We start from the raw sequence: 22,073 nt of genomic DNA, 5'->3' as shown, positions 1-22,073 counted from the left end.
CGACGACAGCCCCCTGTCGGAGGTGTGCGATGACCAGGAACGTGTTCGTCCTGGGCCTGGACGAGCAGAACCTCGACGTGCTGGAGTCCCTGCCCGGTGCCGACGGCTACCGCTTCCGGCCGCTGCTCGGCTGGGAGGAGCTCGGCCAGGAGCACGAGGTGGACATGCCCGCCCTGCTCGCGCTGGCGGAGCGGCGCCTGGACTCCTTCGAGGGGACGGTCGACGCCGTCATCGGCTACTGGGACTTCCCGGTGAGCTCGCTGGTGCCGCTGCTGTGCGCGCCGCGCGGCCTGCGCTCCACGTCCCTGGAGTCGGTCGTGCGGTGCGAGCACAAGTACTGGAGCCGCCTGGAGCAGCGCGCGGTCATCCCCGAGGCCGTGCCGCGCTTCGCCGAGGTCGATCTGGACGAGACCGCCAAACCGGCGGACCTGTCCTACCCGCTCTGGGTCAAGCCAGTGAAGTCCTTCTCCTCCGAGCTGGCCTTCCGGGTCACCGACGACGCCGGGTTCGCGGAGGCCATGGGCGAGATCAGGGAGGGCGCCGGGCGGATCGGCGACGCCTTCCAGTGGGCGATGGACCGGATCAGGCTGCCGCGGGACGTCGAGGAGGCGGGGGGCACCGCCGCGCTGGCCGAGGAGGAGGCCGTCGGCGACCAGCTCACCGTGGAGGGCTACGTCCGCGACGGGACTCCCCACGTGTACGCGATCATCGACTCCCCGAACTACCCCGGCACGTCGAGCTTCCTGCGCTACGAGTACCCCTCGCGCGTGTCCGAGGAGGCCCAGGAGCGCCTGACCGACCTGAGCGAGCGCGTCATCGCGCGGGTCGGGCTCAATGACACCACGTTCAACATCGAGTACTTCCACGAGCCGGAGAGCGGCGCCATCACGCTCGTGGAGATCAACCCGCGGCACTCCCAGTCGCACGCGCGCATGCTCGAACTCGTGAACGGGGTCTCCAACCACGAGATCTGCCTGCGCCTGGCCCTGGGGCAGGAGCCCGAGGTGGTGCGCGGCGGGGAGTACGAGGTGGCCGCCAAGTGGTTCATGCGCCGCTTCGGCGACGGCTTCGTGGAGCGCGCGCCCACGGAGCGGGACGTGGCCCGCGCGCGGGCACGGGCACCCGACGCCTGGGTGGACGTGGTGGCGGAGGAGGGCGATTGGCTCTCGGACCTGCCCATCCAGGACAGCTACAGCTTCGAACTGGCCCACGTGATCGTGGGAGCCCGGGACATCGACGAGTGCGAGCGCAGGTACCGCGAGTGTGCGGGGGAGCTCCCCTTCACGATCCGCGGTGCCGACGACCGGGCGCGAGAGTGAGGAGGGACCGGACGCGATGCGAACCGTCACCGACCTGCCCAACGACGTCCGCGAGGACGAGTACGTCCAGATCCCCATCAGCGACGGTGTCCGGCTCGCCGCGCGGATCTGGCGGCCCGTGGACAGCGACGACCGCCCCGTGCCCGCCGTGCTGGAGTTCATCCCCTACCGCCGCCGGGACCTGACCGCCCAGCGCGACTCGGTCCACCACCCCTACATGGCCGGACACGGGTACGCGTGCGCACGGGTGGACCTGCGGGGCAGCGGCGACTCCGAGGGCGTGCTCACCGACGAGTACCTGGAGCGCGAACTGCTGGACGCCGAGGAGGTGCTGGCCTGGCTGGCGGAACAGCCCTGGTGCGACGGCCGCACCGGGATGATGGGGATCTCCTGGGGCGGGTTCAACGCCCTGCAGGTGGCCGCGCGGCGGCCGGAGAGCCTGCGCGCGATCGTCTCGGCGTGTTCGACGGACGACCGCTACAGCGACGACGTGCACTACATGGGCGGGTGCCTGCTCGGGGACAACCTGTCCTGGGCCTCGACGATGTTCGCCTACAACTCCTGCCCGCCCGACCCCGAACTCGTGGGGGGCAAGTGGCGCAAGATGTGGCACGAGCGGTTGGAGGGCAGCGGGCTGTGGCTCGACACGTGGCTGCGCCACCAGCACCGGGACGAGTACTGGAAGCACGGTTCGGTCGCCGAGGACCTCGACGCCGTCGAGGTCCCGGTGATGGCGGTCAGCGGGTGGGCCGACGGGTACTCCAACAGCGTCTTCCGCCTGCTGGCACGGCTGCGGTCGCCCTGCCTGGGCCTGCTGGGCCCGTGGTCGCACAAGTACCCCCACCTGGGGCAGCCGGGGCCCGCCATCGGCTTCCTGCAGGAGATGGTGCGCTGGTGGGACCACTGGCTCAAGGGGGTGGACAACGGCGTGATGGAAGCGCCCGCGCTTCGGGCGTGGATGCAGGAGAGCGTGACGCCGTCCACCGCCTACGAGAAACGGCCGGGCCGCTGGGTCAGCGCGCGGCGGTGGCCCTCGCCGGACCTGATCGAGGTCTCCCGCGCCATGGGGAGCGGGCGGGTACTGGGGGAGGGGGAGTCGCCGCAGCCCGAGTCGGTGTCGACCCTGACCTCCCCGTTGTCGACCGGGCAGCACGCCGGCAAGTGGTGCTCCTACAACGCGCCGCCCGACCTGCCCTACGACCAGCGCGAGGACGACGGCGGGTCGATGGTCTTCGACAGCAGGCCGCTGCCCGAGCGGGTGGAGATCCTGGGATCGGTGATGGTCGACCTGGAGCTGTCGGTGGACCGTCCGGTGGCGATGATCGCGGTGCGCCTGTGCGACGTCACGCCCCAGGGGGAGGCCACCCGGGTGACCTACGGGCTGCTCAACCTCACCCACGCCCGGGGGCACGAGGCGCCGGAGCGGTTGGAGCCGGGACGCAGGTACCGGGTGTCGGTGCCGCTGAACGGCGTGGCCCAGGCGTTCCCGGCCGGGAACCGGATGCGGATCGCGGTGTCGACCTCCTACTGGCCGCTGGCCTGGCCCTCTCCAGAGCCGGTCACGCTGGCGGTGTACCCGGGGGAGCACACCCGCGTCCGGCTCCCGGTGCGTCCGGCGGAGGCCGACGACGGGGTCCCGGAGCCTTTCGGGGAGCCCGAGGGCACGGCCCCGATCCCGACCACCCAGATCGAGCCGGGCGAGCAGCGCTGGGACCTGTCCCACGACCTGGTGCGGTACAAGGCGTCGCTGAACGTGGTCAAGGACCTGGGGACGGTGTCCTTCGACGACATCGGACTGGAGGTGACCCGGCGGGCGGAGGAGGACTACAGCTGGGTCGGCAACGACTACGACTCGGTGCGGGGCGAGACCGTGTGGAACATGGGGTTCGCCCGCGGGGACTGGTCGGTGAGCACGACCACGCGCACGGTGCTGACATCGACGGCCACCGACTTCCACCTGCACGCGACGATCGACGCCTATGAGGGCGAGCGGCGCGTGGCGACGAAGATCTACACGTCGGTGATCCCGCGCGACTGCGTCTGAGGCGCACGGGCGGGCTGGCGGTCGTGGTCGGGGCGCGTGGGCGCACCGGGCTGTGTCCGGGCCGCCCGGCGCGTCTCGTGAGGGCGGTCGCCGCACGGGCGGACCGGATCCGGATCCGTGCCGGGGTCCGGCGGCCGAGACACCGTGGTCCCGGCCGCCTCAGCGGTCACGGCCGTGAACGCGACCGTGGTCGCGGTCGTCTAGCGGCCCAGGCCCGCGCGGCGCAGCGCGTCGGCCATCGCGCCCGAGGGCGCCGCGTCGCGGCCCCCGCCCTGGCCGCCGCGTCCGCCGCGGTTGCTCCCCTGGCCCTGGCCGCCCTTGCCCTTGCCCTTGCCCTTGCCCTGAGGGCGGCCCTTGCCACCCCCGTCGCCGCGGCCGCCGCCGCGCCGGTCCTCGCCGGAGGGGGCCTCGTCGTCCAGGCGCATGGTCAGCGAGATGCGCTTGCGGGCCGTGTCGACCTCCTGCACCTTGACCTTGACGATGTCGCCGGACTTGACCACGTCGCGCGGGTCCTTGACGAAGTCGTGGGACAGCGCCGAGACGTGCACGAGCCCGTCCTGGTGCACGCCCACGTCCACGAACGCGCCGAAGGCGGCGACGTTGGTGACCACGCCCTCCAGGATCATCCCCGGGTCCAGGTCGTCCAGCTTCTCCACGCCCTCCTTGAAGGTGGCGGTGGTGAAGGCCGGGCGCGGGTCGCGGCCGGGCTTGTCGAGTTCGGCGAGGATGTCGGTGACCGTCGGCAGACCGAACGTGTCGTCGACGAAGTCCTGTGGGCGGATCGCGGACAGGGCCGCCTTGTCGCCGATCAGCGACGGCAGGTCGGTACCGACCCGCGCCAGGATCCGGCGGACGACGGGGTAGGCCTCCGGGTGGACGGCTGACGCGTCCAGGGGGTCGTCGCCGCCGTTGACGCGCAGGAACCCGGCACACTGCTCGAACGCCTTGGGGCCCAGGCGGGGGACCGAGCGCAGTGCCTCGCGGGTGCGGAAGGGGCCGTTGGCGTCGCGGTGCGCGACGATGTTGCGGGCCAGCGTGGAGGTCACGCCAGACACCCGGGTCAGCAGCGGCACCGAGGCGGTGTTGACGTCCACGCCCACGCCGTTCACACAGTCCTCGACCACGGCGTCCAGGGAGCGCGACAGCTTGGCCTCGGCGAGGTCGTGCTGGTACTGGCCCACGCCGATCGACTTGGGGTCGATCTTGACCAGCTCGGCGAGCGGGTCCTGCAGGCGGCGGGCGATGGAGGCCGCGCCGCGCAGGGACACGTCCAGGTCGGGCAGTTCCTCCGAGGCGTAGGCGGAGGCCGAGTACACCGACGCGCCGGCCTCGGAGACCATCACCTTGGTGAGCTTGAGCTCGGGGTGGCGCTGGAGGAGGTCGGCGGCCAGGCGATCGGTCTCGCGGGAGGCGGTGCCGTTGCCGATGGCGACGAGTTCGACCTCGTGGGCGGCGCAGAGCTTGGCGAGCCGGTCGATCGAGCCGTCCCAGTCGCGGCGCGGCGCGTGCGGGTAGATCGTGTCGGTGGACACGACCTTGCCGGTGCGGTCGGTCACGGCGACCTTCACGCCCGTGCGCAGGCCCGGGTCCAGGCCCAGTGTCGCGCGGCTGCCGGCGGGCGCGGCCAGGAGCAGGTCGCGCAGGTTGGCGGCGAAGACGTTGACGCCGTCGTCCTCGGCCTGCTGCCACAGGCGCATGCGCACGTCGATGTCCAGGCGCACGAGGATGCGGGTGCGCCAGGCCCAGCGCACGGTGTCCTGGAGCCAGCGGTCGGCCGGGCGCCCGCGGTCGACGATGCCGAAGTGCGCGGCGATGGCGTTCTCGTATGAACTGCGGGGAGTGGTGCCGTCGGGCAGGTCGGCGGGCGGCTCCTCGGGCTCCAGGTTGAGGGTGAGGACCTCCTCCTTCTCGCCCCGGTACATGGCCAGGACGCGGTGGGAGGGGAGCGCGGTGAGGGGCTCGGAGAACGAGAAGTAGTCGGCGAACTTGGCTCCGGCCTCCTCCTTGCCCTCGCGGACCGTGGATCCCAGGCGCCCCTTCTCCCACAGGCGCTCGCGCAGGTGGCCGGTGAGGTCGGCGTCCTCGGCGAAGCGCTCCACGAGGATGGAGCGGGCGCCGTCCAGGGCGGCCTTGGCGTCGGCCACGCCCCTGTCGGCGTCGACGTAGGCGGCGGCGGTCTCCTGGGGGTCCTGGCCGGGGTCGTCGAAGAGTGCGTCGGCCAGGGGTTCCAGACCCGCCTCGCGCGCGATCTGGGCCTTGGTGCGCCGCTTGGGCTTGTAGGGGAGGTAGATGTCCTCCAGACGGGCCTTGGAGTCGGCGGCGTTGATGCGCGCCTTCAGCTCGGCGTCCAGTTTGCCCTGGGAGCTGATCGACTCCAGGATCGCGGCCCGGCGCTCGCTCAGTTCGCGCAGGTAGCGCAGGCGTTCCTCCAGCGCGCGCAGCTGGGCGTCGTCGAGCGTTCCGGTCGCCTCCTTGCGGTACCGGGCGATGAAGGGCACGGTCGACCCGCCGTCGAGGAGGTCGACGGCGGCGCGGACCTGGTGCGCGCCCACACCGAGTTCCTCGGCGATGCGCTGGTCGATCGTGGGTGTCGCAGGGGTCGTCACTGGTTAGAGTCCACTCTCTGGCTGTCGGTGCGGGGACATTCTCGTGCCGGGCGGTGACAATGTCATCCCCGCGGTCCTCGTGTCCGGCGTCTGGTGGGGTCCTGGGGTGCGGTGGGATGACCCGGTCGCCCCCGTGCCCCGTGTCTGGTCGGGTCCTGGGGCCGGTGGGATGGCCCGTCCGTCCCCGTGTCCCAGGGTCCCGCACCGGGGGCGTGAACGCGTCCCGGGTGCGGAGGTGGGCGGGTCGCGCGGTCGGGACGCCGAGAACCGGGCGCGCGGGCGGCCGGGGCGGGGCGCGTCTTTGCGGTCGGGCGTCGTTCGGGGCGGGCGTCGTCACGGGGAGTGAGGTCGGGGCCGGAAGCGGTCGGCGGCGGCCCGGGGACCGGAGCCGCGCGGGTCCCCGGCGCGGCGCGGTGCCGGGCCCGGGCGTCAGGGGTTGTTGCCCTCGGCCAGGTCGGGAGCGTAGTACTCGTCCAGCGGGATGGGGCCGCGGTAGCCCTGGCACATGCACTGGCGGTAGGTGGAGCTGGGCTGTCCCGTCCAGCGGCCGGGGATGACCACCTGGGTCTGGCACTTCTTGGTCTCTTTGTCGTGGAAGACCAGGTGGTGCCCGCAGCCGCACAGGGGCTGCGGCGGCTGTTGCCCGCCCTGCAGGACGCGGGCCCGCTCCTGCTGGCGCTGCCGTTCGAGGGACTCGCGTGCCTGCCGCCTGGTGGCGAGGCGGCCGAAGGCGAATCCGCCGAGTGCGATGGCCGCGCCGAGTACCAATGACACCGGATCCATCGGGTGGCTCCCTTCCTAGTCCCCCCACGCGCCCAGCCGTGGGCTGGATCCCATTGTCACTCATGGGCCGGTCGACCGGAATCTTGCTCGGCTTCCGGATCGCGGTCGGCGTGACGCGGTGTGATCACGGGCGAGCGACAAGGATTCGGCCGCGGGTGACTCCCGCGCCCTCCTGCGGATGACGGCGGAGGAGGCCGCGGAGTTCCGTCTGGAGCTCATGGAGGTCGTCCGGGCGATGTCGGAGCGCTACATCGGGCGCACGCCCGAGTCCCACCCCGGCACCGAGAGCGTGCAACTGCAGACCGCGCTCTTTCCGGACCTGGACGAGGCGCGGGCCTGGGCGCGCGGCGCCGCCGGGGGCGACGGGACGGCGGGCGCCACCGCCGACCATCCCGACGACCCCGGCGGGGAGCCGGGCCGGTAGGGGCCGGGCCCGGGCCGCCCCTTTCCGGGCACGTCGAGTCGCCCCGAGCGGGACGTCAGTCCCCGCGCAGCTCCTTGAGCGTGGCCACGTCCTCCCCGTGCGGACCCTCGGGTCCCGGCGTCTCCAGGACGATCGGCACTCCGGCGGAGACCGGGTGCCGGAACAGCTCGCCGAACGGCTCGGCGCCGATACAGCCCTTGCCGATGTTCTCGTGCCGGTCCTTCTTGCTGTCGCACGGGAACTTGGAGTCGTTGGCGTGGATCAGGTGCAGCCGGTCGGCACCCACCTTCTCGCCGAACGCGTCCAGCGTCTCGCGCATGCCCTCGACGGTGGAGATGTCGTGTCCGGCCGCGAACAGGTGCGCGGTGTCCAGGCACACGCCCACGTTCGAGTGCCAGTCCAGGGCCTCCAGGTAGGGGACGAGGTCGTCGACGGTCGCGCACAGCACCTGGCCCTGGCCCGCCATCGGCTCCAGCAGGACGGGCGGAACGTCCGTGCCCAGCCGCTTCACCAGGGGCAGCAGCCGATCGCGCATCCGCTCCAGCCCGGCCTCGCGGCCGCCGGAGACCGCCGACCCGGTGTGCACGACCACACCGCGCGCGTTGATCTCGCCGCCGCGTACCAGGGCGTGCTCCAGCGACTGCAGGGACTTCTCCGCCGTCTCCTCGTTGGGGGCGCCCAGGTTGATGAGGTAGGCCGAGTGCACGAACAGCGGCAGGTCCGTGCGTTCGCGCATGCGGGCGTCCTGGTCGGGGTCGCCCTCCTTGGTGGCCCACCCGCGCGGGTTGGACACGAAGACCTGCACCGTCTCGGCGCCGATCTCCTCGGTGTAGGCCAGTCCCTTGGTGGCCATGCCGCCCGCGACCGGGACGTGCGCTCCGACCGGGGACCTGGGTCGTTCCTTCTTCTTCTCGTTCATAGCGCGGTCCAGCCTAGAGGGCCCGACGCGCGACGCGCGCCCGACCGGCCGCGCGTCGGCGGGTCGGGGCGACGGGTGACGGCGGGTCCGAAACTGGGGTCGAGCGAGCGCCCGAGCGTGTGGTCGGCGCAAAGGGACGCCGCTCCGGAGCGAGGGCCGCCATCCGCTCGGTGTCGTCCTCCTCGGCCACGGCGAGGACGTCGAGTGCGCGGGGCATGCTCTAGTCTCAGGGCCGTGAGCACCGCGAACCCGCACCCCAGCCTGTCCGACGTCACCGCAGCCTTCGAGGAGGTCTACCCTCCGCGGTGGGCCGCCTCCTGGGACGCGGTCGGTCTGGTCTGCGGCGATCCCGCCCAGGGCGTGGGTCGCGTCCTGTTCGCCGTCGACCCGGTCGAGGCCGTCGTCGACGAGGCACTCGACTGGGGCGCCGACCTCATCATCACGCACCACCCGCTCATGCTGCGCGGGGTGACGAGCGTGGCCGCCCACACCCCGAAGGGCCGTGTCGTGCACCGTCTCATCCGCGCGGGCGTCGCCCTGTACACCGCGCACACCAACGCCGACACCGCCGCGCCCGGAGTGTCCGACGCACTGGCCCGGGCGGTGGGGCTCACCGGTCCGCTGCGGCCGCTCGACCCGGACTCCACCGACCCCGAGGGCCGCCGCGGGATCGGGCGCGTGGGCACCCTGGACGAGCCCATGACGCTCGGGGACTTCGCCGCGCGGGTCCGCGACGGCCTGCCCGACACCCCGGCCGGGATCCGCGCGGCCGGGGACCTGGACCGCACGGTGAGCACCGTGGCGGTCTCGGGGGGAGCGGGCGACTCCCTGCTCGACGCCGCGCGGACCGCCGGGGCGGACGTGTTCGTCACCTCCGACCTGCGCCACCACCCGGCGACGGAGTTCGTGGCGCTCCCCGGCGCCCCGGCCCTCATCGACACCCCCCACTTCGCCAGCGAGTGGCCCTGGCTCCAGGACGGGGCGGACCACCTGGTGGGGGCCCTCGGGCGCGCCGGTGGCCCAAATGGGGCTAACGTGGAGACCCGCGTGTCGACGACGGTGACGGATGCCTGGTCACGGGCGTTCACGCACGTCTGACCACCACGCCCCGACCAGGGCGGCCCCCAACTGCACAGCGACCGGCGCGGGCGGCGTCACTGCCTTTCCCAGCCACTTCAGGAGCCATACGTGAAAGCCGAACCCGAGGCACAGGCCAGACTGCTCGACCTCCAGGAGCTGGACACCGGACTCCAGCGCGTGGAGCACCGGGCCCGTACGCTGCCCGAGACGGCCGAGGCGGCCGCGCTCAAGGAGCGCGTGGAGCAGATCGACAGCGAGCTGGTGACCGCGCAGACGAAGGTCTCCGACATCGAGCGGGAGCAGCGCAAGGCCGAGCGCGACGTCGACCAGGTCCGCAGCCGGGCCGACCGCGACGCCAAGCGCCTGGAGTCGGGCCAGATCACCAACTCCAAGGAACTGCAGAACCTGCAGTCGGAGATCGCCTCGCTCGCCCGCCGCCAGGCCGAGCTGGAAGAGGTGGTGCTGGAGGTCATGGAGCGCGCCGAGGAGCTGAACGAGCGGGTCGGCCGCCTGACCGCCGAGCGCGAGGAGACGGTCGCGAAGTACACCGAGGTGACCGCCCGCCGCGACACCGCGGCGGCGGGCATCGCGATGGACCGCGACACCATGGTCCGGGACCGCGAGCGCGTGGCCGCGGAGATCCCCGCCGATCTGCTGGCGCTCTACGACAAGCTGCGCGCCCAGTACGACGGCGTGGCGGCCGCGCCCCTGCGCTACGGGCGCTGCGGCGGCTGCAAGCTCTCCCTGAGCACCGTGGAACTCAACGACATCCGGGCCACCCCCGCCGACGAGGTCGTGCGCTGCGAGGACTGCCGCCGCATCCTCGTGCGCACCGCGGAGTCGGGGCTGGGCGGCCAGGCCGAACAGTGAGTTCGGGGTGGGGCGCCCCGGACGAGGCGCCGACCCGACTCGTCCTGCTCAGACACGGTCAGACCCCGATGTCGGTGGAACGGCGCTTCGCCGGCCGGGGCGACATCCCGCTCACCGACGCCGGACACGCCCAGGCGGCCGCGGTGGCGCACCGCCTGGCGTCGTGGCCGATCGACGCGGTGGTGTCCTCGCCGCTGGCGCGGGCCAGGGACACCGCCGCGCACGCCGCCGAGGTGCTCGGGCTGCCGGTGGAGGTCGACGAGGGCTTCGTGGAGACCGACTTCGGTGACTGGGAGGGCATGACCTTCGCCGAGGCGCGCGAGCTGGCCCCGGACGACGTTGACCGGTGGCTGGCCGACACCGGCACGGGACCGCCGGGGGGCGAGAGCTTCGCGGCGGTCGCCGCCCGGGTGGGGGCCGCGCGTGAGGCCCTGGTCGAACGCCACCGGGGCCGCACCGTCCTGGTCGTCAGCCACGTGACCCCCATCAAGGTCGTGGTGCAGCAGGCGATGCTGGCGCCGCTGTCGGCGCTGTACCGGATGCACCTGGACACGGCGTGCCTGACAGAGGTGGACTGCTACGCCGACGGTCCCATGGTCGTGCGCTCGCTCAACGACACCGCGCACCTGGCCTGAGCCCGCGTGAACGGGCATAGAATGCGGGGCGAGGGGGAGTCGGCCAGACGGTCGCGGATCCGTGCAGACGGGTTCGAGGAAAGTCCGGACTCCACAGGGCAGGGTGGTCGGTAACACCGACCCGGGGCGACCCGCGGGACAGTGCCACAGAAAACAGACCGCCACCGCTCGCGGTGGTAAGGGTGAAACGGTGGTGTAAGAGACCACCAGCGGCCGGAGTGATCCGGTCGGCTAGGTAAACCCCACCCGGAGCAAGGTCAAAAAGGGAGCCTCCGGGCTCCCGCGCGGATGTTCGAGGGCGGCCCGCCCGAGTCCGCGGGTAGACCGCACCGAGGTCGTCGGCAACGGCGGCCCCAGATGGATGGCCGTCCGGTCCCGATGGGACCGACAGAATCCGGCTTACCGGCCGACTCCCTCCCCTCACCTGCACATATGCAGTTGTGAGAGGCCCATATCCCGGATCTATCCCGGATGGGTTCCTACGCGACCAGGTTCAGAGCCCGGTCCATCGCGCCGCGACCGAGGTCCTCATGGTCTGGCAACAGGTGCCCGTAGGTGTCGAACGTCTCCGTGATCGAGGCGTGCCCCATACGAACCTGGATGGCCTTCGGGTTCACCTGCGCCGCGATCTGGGCTGAGGCATAGAAGTGCCTCAAATCGTGGAAGCGAGTGCCCTTCGGCATCCCCGCCTTCTTCACCGCGGCCCGCCACACGTCCCCGAATCGGTTCCGTCGAACCGCTGACCGGTCAGCGTTGGTGATGAGGACCCCATCGGCCCGCGGCGGGTAGTCCCGGACGTGCTCCGTGAGGGCCGCGAGGATTCCGTCATCCAGCGGCACCACCCGGCGGCCGGCCTTCGTCTTCACGTCGACCAGTTCGCCGTTCTGCATCTGCTGACGCACGACCAGGCGCCGCTTCAAGAACTCGACCCGCTTCTCGACCAGTCCCAGACACTCGCCCTGACGCAGCCCCGCACCGGCCGCCAACACCACAGCGATCCGGTAGCGGGGCTGAATCGCGTCCGCGAGCGCGAGCACCTGGTCGGCCGAGAACATGACCAACTCGCGGTCCTCGATCTGTGGGAGCTTCACCCGCGTGCACGGGTTCGCCACGATGATCTCGTCGTCTACCGCGGCCTGCATGATGATGCGCAGCGTCGCGAACGCCGTGTGCAGGGTCGACGCGCTCACGGTGCCCTTGACCTCCGAGACGAACGTCTTCATGTCGCCGCGGGTGAGGCTCCCAACCGGCCGGTCGCCGAACCTGGGCTGAATCCGGTTCCGCCAGTGCCGGTCGTAGGTCTCGACCGTGTTGTCGACCAGGTGGTGTTGGGCAGGCTTCCACTTCGTGTCGACGTACTCGGACAGGGTCATCTTGCCGCGCGACGGGTCCACGTAGGCGCCGCGCATCATGTCAGCCTCGACCTTGGCAGCCCACTGCTCAGCAGGGGGTTTGCGGTCGAACGACTGATTTTTCTCGTTGCCGGACGGGTCGTACCAGATCACGCACCATCGCTTCCCGGTGCCGTGCCTACTGGACTTCGACCCGTCGCGGTTCTTCCACATGTCACGTACTCGGGCCATCAGGGGGCATCTCCTCATCGGCGAACTCGTCGAACTGTCCGCGGTCCTTGTAGTGCTTCTCGATTGCGCGGCGAAGACGGTCCTCGTGGCGGCGCTCGGGCAGCCACCAGGGCCGCCCGTAGGCCTGGTACAGGGTGTGCCTGGTGTGCTGCTCGCCAGGCGCTTCCTGCGGGTCGCGTGGGAGCGCCGGGGCGTCTCCGGTCGCCCATGCCCATGCCTGGTCAGCCGTGGTCTCGCCGACGCCGGTGATCTCAACGGTGTCGTTCGCGCGGTCCGAGGTTCCCAGCAGTAGAGCGACTGGTGTGGTGTTCAAGGCGAGGGCCAGGACTACAAGTTCGTCTGCGTTGATGTGCCGAGCTCCGGGGCGGCCATCGGCCGCAGCCTCGATCTTCTGAACCCCTTCCCGGGGGATCTCGTAGCCCAGCTCAGCCGTGCGAGCCGAGAGCTTGGCGGCCGAAAGCCCCTGGGCTTCCCTGAATCGGCGGACGTTCCGCGCCACGGTCTTAGTGCTTCCGCCATGGAATTTAGTCTTTCGAGTCGCCATGGGAGCCACTGTAACGAGCAATCCGGTGACCTCCTTTGCTGTCTGGCAGCGTCTGTGGTTATGTGCTAGCTTCGTTCATACATGCACTCGTGTCAAGCGGAGTTGCACTTAAACAGTGCAACTTTGGAAGGTGGGAGATGAACACCAGGTATCTGACTCCGACGCAGGTAGCAGAGATGACGGGCTACACGGTCAAGACCCTCAGCATGTGGCGGTACGAGGGGCGCGGGCCGAAGTACATCAAGACGTCCCCCGGTCGTTCCGGCCGCATCCGCTACGAGCTGGCAACCGTCCTCGCGTGGATGAAGGAGCGCGAGCAGAGCGGAGCTGCCGCATGACTCGCACACACAACAACGACAGCGGCCCGCCCCTGCGCCAACAGGAACGGGCCGCGAAGACCGGTTGGCAGACCGGCCAGGACACCCCAGGGGATCAGATGGAACCTCAGGAAGCCGCTCACAGCCTAACCGACCCGCCCGAGCACGGACAGGCGACCCTCGACAGGGTCCCCACTGCGTTCGCGTCGCTGCTCGCCCCGTGCGCGCGCCGGCGCCGCTGGGCTGTGTCCTATCGGTGCCCTCGGTGCGGAGGCCACCACCTCGGATTCGCCTACACGCCCGACGTGTCCGGAGTTCGACGTTCCGGGTGCGGCCGGAAGGTGTGGCTAGTGGTCGCTCGCCAGTTCAAGGGGGACCACCAGTGACCCCCGGACAAGACGCCTCCCAGTGGGCGGCAACCCGATGGCAGCGCGGACCTGCCACACCTCGGGTCACACCTGAGCAGCGATACCGGCAGTCCTGGTCACAGACCCTTATCGACCGCGGCAAGGCGCGGGGCGACATCCCCCTGTTCGGAAGCCGGGCGTGGTGCGAACTCCCCGACAACGACCCCAGGAAGGCCGCAGCGGCAGTCCGAGCAGCCGAAACGTGGGCACGCGAGGGCGATGACCTCGCCTTCGACGTCGCCCAGGAGGCGTACAACCGGCGTCGCTCCGAAGACGAGTACTGGGCAGCAGTGCACGCCGAACGCAAGGACATGGTCGCGGATCAGCTTCACCGCACCAATGTCCGGGAGCACCGGGCGAAGACCAGCTACAGCGCCGACCTGGCGCACGGGTACAAGGGCGGCCCGGTCGAGTGGGAGACCGGAACGCCATGGGGGGATGACGAGGACACCGATGGACATGTTCGAGACGGGGCGATCGCCGATGACACGACGCGATCCAAGCAGGCCGCCGCAGTTTGACCCGGAGCCGGCCGAACCGTACACCGAGCTCGGACACGCCCGTCGCCTGGTCGCCGCGTTCGGTAGCCAACTCCGGCACGTCCCGGTGTGGCGCAAGTGGATGATCTGGGACGGAGCACGGTGGGCCCCGGACACGACGGGCAAGGCACAGCGCATGGCCAAGGCCATCGCTCGCGGCGCTCTGGACTGGGCTGCGGAACTCGACGCTGACGAAGCTGATCGGAAGAAGGCCATCAACGCTGCGAAGCGTCTCGAATCCTCTCGGGGCGTCAGCGGCATCCTCACCCTCGCCGGAACTGAGGAGCCCGTGGCGTTGGACCCGAGCGAGTTCGACGCGGACCCGTGGCTGCTGAACTGCTCGAACGGCACCCTCGATCTCCGCAGTAGCGAGTTCATGCCGCATGAGCAGAGCAACCACCTTACGAAGGTGTGCGCCGCGGCCTACGACCCTGACGCAGAGGCTCCGGAGTTCACCAAGTTCCTCCAACGCATCCAGCCCGACCCGAAGACGCGCGCGTTCATCCAGCGGTACTTCGGCTACGCCCTGCTCGGGGAAGTCCAGGAGCACGTGTTGGCGGTGTTCTACGGGGTCGGCGCCAACGGCAAGGGGACGTTGACGAACTCCATCGACCATGTCCTCGGTGACTACGCCATCACTCCGGACCCCGAACTCCTGGCCGAACGGTCGGGAGGGTTCCACCCCACGTCCAGCGCGAGCCTGTTCGGGGCGCGGCTCGCGATCGTCCAGGAGTTCGACGAGGGGCGGCGGCTCGCTGAGGGCACGGTGAAGCGGCTGACCGGTGGTGATCCGATTTCGGCACGCCGGATGCGCGAGGACTTCTGGGAGTTCGACCCCTCGCACACGTTCGTCCTGGCATCGAACTACCGGCCGATCGTCAGGGGCACCGATGAGGGAATCTGGCGCCGTCTGCGACTCGTCCCCTTCGACGTCGTGATTCCCAAGGAGGAGCGGGACGGCGAACTCCCGGGGCGGCTGCGGCTTGAGGCTGACGGCATCCTCGCGTGGCTGGTGCGGGGGTACCAGGACTGGCGGGAACACGGGCTCGCTGAACCCGAAGCTGTCACCGCGGCGACCGCGAGCTACAAGGCGGAGTCCGACGTCCTCGGGCGGTTCATCGACGACACGTGCACGACGGTATCGACGGCATCGGTGAACTCGACTCAGCTCTACAGCACGTGGATGAAGTGGTGCACGTCCGAGGGCATCGACCCGGGCACTCAGACCGCGTTCTCACTCGCCCTTGAACAGCGGGGGTTCGACAAGCGGAAGAGCAACGGCGCGATGGTCTTCAAGGGGCTTGGGCTGATGTGGACCGAAAGCCGCTGACCTGCGAAAGGGAGGGTTGGGGAGGGTCCCAGCAATATCCACCATGACGAGGTTTTCCGTAGTCACGTGATTACAGAAAACCCGTTCCTAGAGAACTAACGCGCGGACCCTCCCCAACCCTCCCTGAACACCTCTGACCAGCGAACTTACGAGAGACAGGCAAGCCATATGACACCGACCCGCGCACCTCCCTCCAACCCTGACCACCAACCACCCGCATACGAGAGGACCCACTGATGACGAAGAAGATCACCGCACCCGCCGGAGCCCACGCCCACGGCGCGTTCAACCCGTTCGGCGACGAGCCGCACACCTGGTTCGTGGACGGCGTCGCCTATGTCGCTGACGACTCGCGGCTCCTGGCCTACTTCGGCCGCAAGGGCTACACCGTCGACGACGACGCCACGCCCCCCAGCGACTACACCGCCCGCGCGGCTGCCATGGCGGGCGAGACCACCGTGCACGGCGCCGGCGACTCGCAGGACGCCATGGAGCCGACTCGCCGCTACACCGACTACCGCAACCTCTAGGAGCACAGCATGTTCAACGTCTACGGCGCACACTCCGCCCTCAGCCGCATCCGCAAGATCCGCAACGAGGAGCTGCCCGCGGTCCGCAGGGACTACTTCGCCGCTGCGGACCAGCCCATCCCCGACGCCCACCACCTCACCGCCGAAGGGCTCGACACCCGCCGCAAGGAACAGCGCGCCGCGGCGCGCGCCCGTGCCGATGCCCGTATGGACCAGTTGGAGGCTGAGTTCACTCTGGCGCTGGACACCGTCCGCGCCTACGCCCGTGGCGCCCTGGCCCCGTCGGACGACCCCACCAGCGCCCTCCTGACGGAACAGCGCCAGGGCCGCGCATGGGAGCGCAGCCGACGACTCCTCGAAGCCGGGCACTCCGTCACCAGCGTCATCAAGGGCGCGGCCGACGCCGACACGGTCCACGCCCTGCGTGCGGAGCTGCCCGCCTGGATCAGTGCGCAGAACGGGCCGGTGTCGCCCCTGGGGGGCACCGCTCCCGACTTCTCCCCGCTCATGCGCAGCCTCGACGAGAAGTTGGTCGAGCACGTCAGCGGGGACGCCCGGACGCTCCTGCGGGCGCGCCTGGAAGCCGATTCCCTCGACCCCGGGGCACGGGAGTCGTTCAAGGCCATGCGCTCGACCGTCGAGCAGCACAGGGGGAGCCTGGGCGGCGCCCTCGCCGTCCGCATGGCTGACCAGTTGGCCGGCCTGACCGTCGATGCCATCGAAGGCCCCGACGATGCCGCCTAGAACCACCACGGGCCGCTCCGAGATCCGGGGCGGCCCGCCGAACATCCAGGGGGCAGACGATGGTTCTCGCGCGAGAACACACCAGCACTCCCGCGCACGTGCGCGCGTTAGGCGCCCATGTTGTGAACGACCGGGCGAACTTCGCTGAGGCAGTCCCCGGCGATGACGAGCGCGAGCGTCTGGCGTCCACACTCGGCAAGGCACTGCGGGACATGCGCACCGACCGCGGCCTGTCCACACGGGCCCTGGCCGAACGGTCCGCGCTCGCCCGGTCGACCGTCAGGCGGTTGGAGTCGGGGGAGCGCAGGCCGCGTCCGGTCGTGTTGGAGGCGATCGCCTACGGGTTGGATCACAAGGCCCCTGAGCCGCTGTGTGCGGTCCTCAGAGAGGCTGCGGGCGCCTCGCTACGCCCCGACACCCCAGCGGGGCGCCGTCGCCACGCCAGACGCCTACGCAACGCGCTCAGGGCCGCTGAACTCCGACGTGCCCGGGTCTACCGCGCCGCTGCGGCGATGTCCTCCGCGTGGTTGGGAGTGATCACAGCCTCTTGGCCCGAGGTCACCGCATCGTTCGTCAACGACGCCGAAGCGATGGACGCCGCCATCGTGCGCATGGATCGGGCCAACGCACTGGCAGACCGGCTCGAACACGGCGCCAAGGCGGCCCGCTCGTGGCTACGGGAAGCCGAACACCCCCTCGACCTTCAACGAATCCGCTGGGCTGAATGGAGCATCGACCATGCCAACCGGTAACCGCACCCGTGCGGAGATCTTGGAGAAGGTGCGCGAGTTCCAGCGCCAGGAGCACGAGCGCAAGGTGCGCGCCGGCCGTGCCAAGCCGCGGAACTACCGGGAGATGGAGATGTTCGCCGTCGACTTGCTCGGGCCGCGCGAGGAGCCGGACGCTTCCGATGAATCCTGACCTCCGATAAGCGCGTTTACCGGAGGTCAGAAACGGTCGATAACCGGACATAGCGCACGGCGAAGGTAGACCACTCCGAACGCCTGGATTGGTCTACCTTCTGACCTGCGGAAATGCCGCTGGACGTCTCACGAGAGGGTCACGCCGAACGGTCCGCACTGTTCTCCTGGCGCCACGGTTCCGGAAGCTTCGCACCTTCGCGCAAGAGCCGATCGAGCTCACTCAGTAGCCGGTCCGCATCCCGCAATGCTTCGTAGGCCTCCCCTGCGTGCCGGGGCCGCATCCGCAGCACCTCGGACAACTCGTCGTACAGCTCGGTTGCATCCGGCCTACGTCGAGGCAACGGCCCGCCATCGACCAAGCGCACGGGACGCTCGGCTCGTCGAGGCGCAGTCAGCCGTGTGAGTTCTTCGAGGGTCACAGCGCCTCCCGCTGGAACGGGACCGCGACACGATCCCCCGGCGCACGCAGCTTCTCCTCCAACGCCGCGGCGCTTTCCTCCATCAACGTCGGCTCAGAGCAGACCCGTTTGTCCCGGGCCGTCGCGATCCAGTAGCGGCCCTCAACAGACCGCCACACCGAATACTCGTTTCCGAACTTCGACCGGAGCCGTTCGAGCTCCTGTTGATCCTGCTTCGTGGTGGTGTCCATGGCGTCGAGCATCAGCGCCCGCGGCCGGTGACACGAGTACGACCAGTGGTGACAACCCGATCCGTCACCACAGTCACCGGTCCCCGCCCGCCTCCAACGCCAGCCGCTCCCGGTAGTCCACCACCAGGCGCTCACCCTCGTATCGGCTCTCCAACTCCGAGAGCAGGCCGCGCGCCCAAGACGTCAACGCACCAGACCGGCGTTCGGACTCGAACGCCGCTTCCCCCAGCGACACAGCCTCGTCCAACGCGCCCCGACGCGCCGCGAGGATGCCCAGATTCAGGCGGGCCGTCGCCAACCGCATCGGCCGGTACTCGCGCTGGTACCGGTCCGCCATCTCCGACGCGTACTCGCCCGCGGCCTCGTCCCACCCCAACCAGGTGTACGCCGTCGCCCCATGGCTGGTGAGCTTGTCCGGGTCGAACACGAAGTGGTGCTCGGGCTGGTCGGTGGTCGGCAACTGGGCGAGCATCTTCCCGGCCTCACCGAGCAGCCGGTGCGCCTGGTCGTCACCCAACTTCGCCGCAGCCTTGGCCTGCTGAACGAGGAGCTGCACACCGCCGCTGGACACCCCAGCGTGCGCGCGCCCGGCCTCAGCAGCGGCCACCACCGCCTGGTACCGGCCCTCGGACAACGCGAACCACGCGGTGATCTCATACGCCCACGCAACGATCTCTCCGTGCCCGGCCTGCTCGCCCAACTGGTGCGCCATCTTGCGGGCGGTCTCCGCGGCAAGCCGGTCACCGACGTCGAAGTGCACGCACCCCAGGAGCGCGGACAGCCACCCGACGTGGACGAGGAGCTCCCGGTGTTCGGCGAGGGTGGTACGACGCTCCAACAGCCCCAGGGCGTGCCCCATGAGCTTCTTGGAGCGGTCCCGCAGGACCGGCCCCGGGGCGGTCGGGTAGTCGCGGCAGAGTTGGTCTACGGCGCCCCCGAGGACGTCGAGGGTGCCCGCCCCGAGCTCTGAGGTTTCCGCGCGCCGCATGAACTCCAAGACGTCGCCGGTCTCTGCCAGGTCGTCGGACGGAGGTGGCGCGTCGACCAGGGCCACGAGGTTCCCACCAGCATTGAGCGCCTGGTCGACAGCGTCCGCGAGCGCGGGTGAGGGACGTTGCTTCCCGGCGAGGACACGGGACAGGTAGGCGTGATCGAACCGGGTGCGGCGGGCGAGTTCACGGACGCTGAGACCGTGGTCGGAGAGGGTGGCGCGGACGGTTTCACCGAAGGACGCCGGTACTGCGGGGGTAGGCTTTGGCATGAGGGCTCCGCCTTGCTGATCGGGTCGCACCATCAGCGTATGGCGGGGCCCTCGCTGGCGTCAGTACGCCATGAGAACCCCCTACTCCTTGTCGCCTTCGGGCTTCTCCTCGTTGGCCAAGTCCTGGTTGGCTTGGTCTTGTATGTCGCGCGCGATGGCACCTGTCTCTTCTTGCACGGCTGCCTCACGCAACACCTTGTCTGCTGCCTCACCGCTTACCTGCTCGCGAACGGACTTCCTGACCTTCTGGCGTAGCTCATAGAGCTTGTCGTGCTCGCTTTTCATGGTGGTGACCTCCTACTCCCAGGGTGCGCGCCCTGGTGCCTGTGCGCCACTGAACTGATCAGAGCTTGACCGTGCGACCAGGCGCACGTGAACGGCCCCCAGGACGTGCCTGAGGGCCGTTCACTGCCACCCGCGCTACGGGTCCTAGCGGGTCTACATCGCAGGTCACAGAGGGCCTACAGGGGTAGAGGGAGGGTCTATTTGATAGACCCTCAGGGCCTATCCGTAGACCCCCCTCAGACCCCCTTCTAGACCCGGTCCAACGCGTCCTGCACACGCTCCCGCCGGTACCCGTTCCGGTTCGAGCCGTCCAAGTTGAGCTGTCCCGGGAACAGTCCGGCAGGCTTCACCGCAGCCGCCAACCGGTCCGCGTCCCACCCCGCGTACTCGTCGGACACGGCAGCCAGGCCCCCCAACAGGTCCGCGGTGTGCACCCCCTTCGGGTGCACCATCGCGTCCAGGATCGCCGTCAACAACCGCACCTCGGGCCGGTCCGCCGTCGCCGGAAGCGTCCCCGCCTCCCTGCGCAGCTCATACGCCCGGTCCGCCAACTCCTGCAACTCGCCCCGGTCCGGATCGATGAACGCCGCCCGCGTCTGAACCGGGGTCGACCCCTCAGCGAGCAGGTAGCCGGCGCCCCGCTGGTCCGGCTCGAACAGGGCAGCCGAGTAGCCGCGGCCCGCCCACCCCGAACCGAGGATCGTGTCCGAAGCGGCCGGCGTCGTGCACCGCAGCGCCCACCGGATCGACAGGATGTCCCTCAACCTGGTCGGCACCACCTCAGCCGCGGGCCGCTGCGTGATCACACCCGTGATGATCCCGGCCGCACGGCCCCGCCCGACGATGTCCGCGAGCATCACCATGAACCGCTCGTTCGACTTCTTGTCCCCGCCTGCTGACCAGTACTGGACCTCGTCGATGTGCACCACGATGGGGTGGAGGTTGTGCCGCTCCGCGATGTCCTCGGTGACCTTCGGGACCCCGAGCTTGCGCAGAAGCCCGTACCGGCGGTCCATCTCGACGCGTACCCCACCGAGGAAGTCGAGCATGTCGTCAGGGTCCTTGCTGGTCAGCACCCCGGCCGCCATCGACTCCCACACCATGAGGTCGAACCCGAACTTGCCGTCAGCGAGGTACACCTTCACCCGCGGGTCGAGGAAGAACCAGGCGAGCACGTTGTTGCTGGCCACGGACTTACCGCCGCCCGGTTCGCCCCCGATCATGTACGACCGCTCGACCATCTTCGTCTCGACCGCGCGCCCGCGCGGGTCCCGGCCGGCGAACAGCTTGTCACGCCAGAAGTTCACCGGACCCTCGCTGCGCACCAGCGGGTTCACGACCCGGTCACCCTGCATCGGGTCCTCATCGGCCACCCACAGCTTGACCCGTCCGGCGTGCCCCTTCACGGGGTCCATCGCCACCTGCACTTCATCGACACCGATCGCGCCGGCCAACTCCCCACGGCGCTTCGCAGCGGCCTTGTACGTCGTCCCGGGCGGGAGCTCGACCGTGGACTCCCACGCGTTGCCGGTGCGGGTGACCGGACCGATGATGCGCAGGTCATCGACCCTACGGGCGAGCTTCGCGGACACGAACACCTTCTTCACCTCCTTGCCCGAGGGGGCCGGTCCCAGTGCGGCGTGACCGGCGTCCGCACCCGCCGTGGTGAGGCGGCGACGCTCGAACACCCCGGCCACGGTCAGGACCAGGAGCACCGGCAGCAGAACCGCGCCGGGGCCGACGAGGAACCACGCCGCGATACCCCCGCCGACGAGGGTCCCGCTGGTCACGAGGGTGATGTTGCGGCGGACCCGGCGGGTGTCCAGCACCAGCTTCGGGTTCGTGGCCAAGTGCTGGTCGAGCTCAGCGGCCGTCATCCAACGCCACACCGCGCCAGCGCCCCGGGCGGTACCGACCGTGCCGTACACGACCTCGTGCTTGAGGATGGCGAGGGCGACCAGGTCGGGGCGCTTGGCGAGGTCACCGGCCTTACGAACGCTGGTGGGCACGAGCACGTTGGGCTTGAGCCGGGGCAGGACGGCCACCTCGTCGGACGGGGCGCCCGCGCCCTGGTCCTCCTGGTCGTCGACGAGTTCGGCGTCCTCTATGTGCGGCTCAAGGTCGGTCCCGGGCACATCGCGTGTGCGCAGGGGCGGGGCGCTGTCCGGGTTGGTGGTGCGGGTCGGGAAGTGGATGACCTCGCCTCCGATGTTGACCAGGCGGGGTGCGTCGTCCGGGATGCGTTCGGGCATGGTGGTGGTGCCTCTCTTTGGGGTGGCGG

At 70.2% G+C, this 22,073-nt stretch carries 22 protein-coding genes and 1 other RNA gene; 14 read left to right on the top strand and 9 right to left on the bottom strand.

Going from position 1 to position 22,073, the window contains the following annotated elements; translation table 11 throughout:
• Positions 1-29: 29 nt before the first annotated feature.
• Together ADL05_RS26600 and ADL05_RS26595 are read left to right on the top strand one after the other, a co-directional pair.
• Positions 30-1,319 (top strand): acetyl-CoA carboxylase biotin carboxylase subunit family protein, encoded by a 1,290-nt coding sequence (locus ADL05_RS26600; protein WP_053619756.1) that lies wholly within the window; start codon positions 30-32, stop codon positions 1,317-1,319.
• Positions 1,320-1,335: 16 nt separating this feature from the next.
• Positions 1,336-3,363: a CocE/NonD family hydrolase gene (locus tag ADL05_RS26595; protein ID WP_053619798.1), complete on the top strand. Its 2,028-nt coding sequence runs from the start codon at positions 1,336-1,338 to the stop codon at positions 3,361-3,363.
• A 200-nt stretch (positions 3,364-3,563) separates the two neighbouring features.
• On the opposite strand, the gene ADL05_RS26590 is transcribed toward ADL05_RS26595, so the two are convergent.
• Entirely contained in the window at positions 3,564-5,969 is a 2,406-nt protein-coding gene (locus ADL05_RS26590; RefSeq protein WP_053619755.1) for a Tex family protein, read from the bottom strand.
• A gap of 429 nt (positions 5,970-6,398) precedes the next feature.
• Complete coding sequence (locus ADL05_RS26585; RefSeq protein WP_053619754.1) at positions 6,399-6,752, bottom strand: hypothetical protein; 354 nt, start codon at positions 6,750-6,752, stop codon at positions 6,399-6,401.
• Positions 6,753-6,930: 178 nt separating this feature from the next.
• Here ADL05_RS26585 and ADL05_RS26580 point away from each other — a divergent pair, with 178 nt between their 5' ends.
• On the top strand, positions 6,931-7,176 hold the full coding sequence (locus ADL05_RS26580) for a hypothetical protein (RefSeq protein WP_053619753.1): 246 nt from the start codon (positions 6,931-6,933) through the stop codon (positions 7,174-7,176).
• 55 nt (positions 7,177-7,231) lie between these two features.
• Here the strand turns inward: ADL05_RS26580 and ADL05_RS26575 are convergent, their stop codons facing one another.
• Positions 7,232-8,095: a deoxyribonuclease IV gene (locus tag ADL05_RS26575; protein ID WP_053619752.1), complete on the bottom strand. Its 864-nt coding sequence runs from the start codon at positions 8,093-8,095 to the stop codon at positions 7,232-7,234.
• Between the two features lie 234 nt (positions 8,096-8,329).
• Between ADL05_RS26575 and ADL05_RS26570 the strand changes: the two genes are divergently transcribed.
• From ADL05_RS26570 to rnpB, 4 genes are all read left to right on the top strand, one after another.
• Positions 8,330-9,193 (top strand): Nif3-like dinuclear metal center hexameric protein, encoded by an 864-nt coding sequence (locus ADL05_RS26570; protein ID WP_053619751.1) that lies wholly within the window; start codon positions 8,330-8,332, stop codon positions 9,191-9,193.
• Between the two features lie 90 nt (positions 9,194-9,283).
• Positions 9,284-10,045 carry a zinc ribbon domain-containing protein gene (locus tag ADL05_RS26565; protein ID WP_053619750.1) on the top strand — a complete coding sequence of 254 codons (762 nt, stop codon included), beginning with the start codon at positions 9,284-9,286 and terminating at the stop codon, positions 10,043-10,045.
• A complete protein-coding gene (locus tag ADL05_RS26560; RefSeq protein WP_053619749.1) occupies positions 10,042-10,680 on the top strand; it encodes a histidine phosphatase family protein in 639 nt (212 codons plus the stop codon). The genes ADL05_RS26565 and ADL05_RS26560 overlap by 4 nt, the downstream gene beginning before the upstream one ends.
• Positions 10,681-10,715: 35 nt before the next feature.
• Positions 10,716-11,098: RNase P RNA component class A (rnpB, locus tag ADL05_RS26695), an RNA gene on the top strand.
• 61 nt (positions 11,099-11,159) lie between these two features.
• Here rnpB and ADL05_RS26555 read toward each other — a convergent pair.
• Positions 11,160-12,185: a site-specific integrase gene (locus ADL05_RS26555; protein ID WP_197285938.1), complete on the bottom strand. Its 1,026-nt coding sequence runs from the start codon at positions 12,183-12,185 to the stop codon at positions 11,160-11,162.
• Between the two features lie 61 nt (positions 12,186-12,246).
• Positions 12,247-12,807, bottom strand: a complete 561-nt coding sequence (locus ADL05_RS26550) for a helix-turn-helix domain-containing protein (protein WP_156366060.1) — start codon at positions 12,805-12,807, stop codon at positions 12,247-12,249.
• A gap of 137 nt (positions 12,808-12,944) precedes the next feature.
• Between ADL05_RS26550 and ADL05_RS26545 the strand changes: the two genes are divergently transcribed.
• The 7 genes from ADL05_RS26545 to ADL05_RS30885 all read left to right on the top strand — a co-directional run bounded on the left by ADL05_RS26545 (position 12,945) and on the right by ADL05_RS30885 (position 17,595).
• A complete protein-coding gene (locus ADL05_RS26545) occupies positions 12,945-13,145 on the top strand; it encodes an AlpA family transcriptional regulator (RefSeq protein WP_053619746.1) in 201 nt (66 codons plus the stop codon).
• Positions 13,146-13,506: 361 nt separating this feature from the next.
• Positions 13,507-14,052, top strand: coding sequence for a DUF2742 domain-containing protein (locus ADL05_RS31365; protein ID WP_197285937.1), 546 nt, complete (start codon positions 13,507-13,509; stop codon positions 14,050-14,052).
• The gene (locus tag ADL05_RS26540; RefSeq protein WP_053619745.1) at positions 13,985-15,400 is read left to right on the top strand and encodes a phage/plasmid primase, P4 family; all 1,416 of its coding nucleotides are present in this window, start codon (positions 13,985-13,987) and stop codon (positions 15,398-15,400) included. The genes ADL05_RS31365 and ADL05_RS26540 overlap by 68 nt, the downstream gene beginning before the upstream one ends.
• Positions 15,401-15,636: 236 nt before the next feature.
• A complete protein-coding gene (locus tag ADL05_RS26535) occupies positions 15,637-15,930 on the top strand; it encodes a hypothetical protein (protein ID WP_053619744.1) in 294 nt (97 codons plus the stop codon).
• A gap of 9 nt (positions 15,931-15,939) precedes the next feature.
• Positions 15,940-16,674 carry a hypothetical protein gene (locus ADL05_RS26530; RefSeq protein ID WP_053619743.1) on the top strand — a complete coding sequence of 245 codons (735 nt, stop codon included), beginning with the start codon at positions 15,940-15,942 and terminating at the stop codon, positions 16,672-16,674.
• A gap of 122 nt (positions 16,675-16,796) precedes the next feature.
• A complete protein-coding gene (locus tag ADL05_RS26525) occupies positions 16,797-17,426 on the top strand; it encodes a helix-turn-helix transcriptional regulator (protein ID WP_197285936.1) in 630 nt (209 codons plus the stop codon).
• A complete protein-coding gene (locus ADL05_RS30885) occupies positions 17,413-17,595 on the top strand; it encodes a hypothetical protein (protein ID WP_156366059.1) in 183 nt (60 codons plus the stop codon). The genes ADL05_RS26525 and ADL05_RS30885 overlap by 14 nt, the downstream gene beginning before the upstream one ends.
• A 417-nt stretch (positions 17,596-18,012) precedes the next feature.
• Here the strand turns inward: ADL05_RS30885 and ADL05_RS26520 are convergent, their stop codons facing one another.
• From ADL05_RS26520 to ADL05_RS26505, 4 genes are all read right to left on the bottom strand, one after another.
• Complete coding sequence (locus ADL05_RS26520) at positions 18,013-18,246, bottom strand: hypothetical protein (RefSeq protein WP_156366058.1); 234 nt, start codon at positions 18,244-18,246, stop codon at positions 18,013-18,015.
• A gap of 73 nt (positions 18,247-18,319) precedes the next feature.
• Complete coding sequence (locus tag ADL05_RS26515) at positions 18,320-19,507, bottom strand: helix-turn-helix transcriptional regulator (protein ID WP_053619740.1); 1,188 nt, start codon at positions 19,505-19,507, stop codon at positions 18,320-18,322.
• A gap of 81 nt (positions 19,508-19,588) precedes the next feature.
• On the bottom strand, positions 19,589-19,792 hold the full coding sequence (locus ADL05_RS26510; protein ID WP_053619739.1) for a hypothetical protein: 204 nt from the start codon (positions 19,790-19,792) through the stop codon (positions 19,589-19,591).
• 248 nt (positions 19,793-20,040) lie between these two features.
• Complete coding sequence (locus ADL05_RS26505) at positions 20,041-22,044, bottom strand: FtsK/SpoIIIE domain-containing protein (RefSeq protein ID WP_053619738.1); 2,004 nt, start codon at positions 22,042-22,044, stop codon at positions 20,041-20,043.
• Positions 22,045-22,073: the final 29 nt, after the last annotated feature.

The sequence above is a fragment of the Nocardiopsis sp. NRRL B-16309 genome (assembly GCF_001279585.1).
Classification (GTDB): Bacteria; Actinomycetota; Actinomycetes; order Streptosporangiales; family Streptosporangiaceae; genus Nocardiopsis.
The sequence above is the reverse complement of the archived record's forward strand: the minus strand, read 5'-3'. Positions and strand labels throughout refer to the sequence as shown.